1 protein-coding gene and 1 pseudogene are annotated in these 1404 nt (G+C 34.0%); both read left to right on the forward strand.

What is annotated here, in order from left to right:
- Nucleotides 1-514: pseudogene (locus DMP16_RS09880) on the forward strand (homoserine dehydrogenase); the annotation flags it as partial.
- A 37-nt stretch (nt 515-551) separates the two neighbouring features.
- On the forward strand, nt 552-1404 hold an 853-nt coding region (cyoE, locus tag DMP16_RS09885), incomplete at its 3' end, for a heme o synthase (protein WP_143577190.1).

Raw genomic sequence — 1404 nt, forward strand, 5'->3', positions numbered from 1 at the left:
ACCTTTAGTAGAGGTGTTTAAGATAAGGGGAATATTAAATGGTACTACAAATTACATTTTAAGTAGAATTTATGACGGACTTGACTTCAATAGTGCTCTAAAAGAGGCTAAGGAGAAAGGATATGCCGAGGAGGACCCTACGTTAGATTTAAACGGTTTTGACGCTGCTGCTAAGTTAACCATTCTAGTTAACCTAATGATGAATAGGAATTTAAGACTAAGGGACTTTAAATTTAGAGGAATTCAAAATATTACTAACGAAGAGATAAGAAGAAGTAGAGCTGAAGGTAAAAAAATAAAGTTGTTAGCTTATGCTGACAATTATGTTGTAGAGGTTTCTCCAAAGCAATTAGATCCTCATGATCCCTTATTTAATATAGATGGTGTCGAAAATGCGTTGGAAATTCATAATGAGATACAAAGAATAGTAATAAGAGGTCCTGGTGCAGGACCCATCAATGCTGCTTATGGCGCATTGACTGACTTAGTGCTATTATTAAAAGGATGTTTATGATATAAATTTTTATTCTAATAAGATAAAGATAAATTTGATGAGCTTACAGAATAAGGTTAAAGCATATATAAAACTAGGGAAACTTGGCGTGGTTAGTCTTCTCGATTTGGCAGCTATTGCAGGTGCAATATTAGCTTACAAGATTGGAATGTCTATTTTGCCCATTGTCTTTGTGATTATAGGTGGTACTTTAGGATCTATGGGGGCAATGATAATCAATAGTGGGATAGAAATTGATAGAGATAAGGTAATGTCTAGAACTTCTAGGAGACCTACTGTTGTAGGTTATGTGAGTAAAAAAGAAGCAATACTAGTGGGTTCATTATTAGCATTAATAGGAAGTTTAATAGGTTTTGTGGACAATATCATGACTGCGATCTTTATTGCTTTAGGCGTTATAATATATGTGTTTGTTTACACTATCTTGCTAAAGCCTAGAACTTGGCTTAATATTGTAATTGGAGGATTTGCAGGAAGTGCTGCAGCTTGGGCAGGTTACGCTTCCTTAACAAATTCGTTTAATCTAGAGAGTTTCCTCTTAGGCTTTCTTATATTCATGTGGACTCCGGGGCACTTCTGGTCATTAGCCCTTAAATATAGAGAGGATTATTTAAATGCACATTATCCAATGCTACCAGCAGTTGTTGGAATAACTACTTCTGCCAAGGCGATAGCGATATCTAACGCCTTAATGGTTCCTATAGTCATCTTGCTTTTTACCTACTTAGGCTTGGGCTATTTAATAGCTAGTACCATATTGAGTTTGATATTACTTTTCTTCTCATATAGACTAATGAGAAATCCAAGCAAAGAAGAAGCTATGAGATCATTTATATTTTCAAATATATATCTTACTATAATATTTTTAATTATTATAATTTCTAGATTAA

This window comes from Sulfolobus sp. B1 (genome assembly GCF_007050195.1).
Taxonomy (GTDB): domain Archaea; phylum Thermoproteota; class Thermoprotei_A; order Sulfolobales; family Sulfolobaceae; genus Saccharolobus.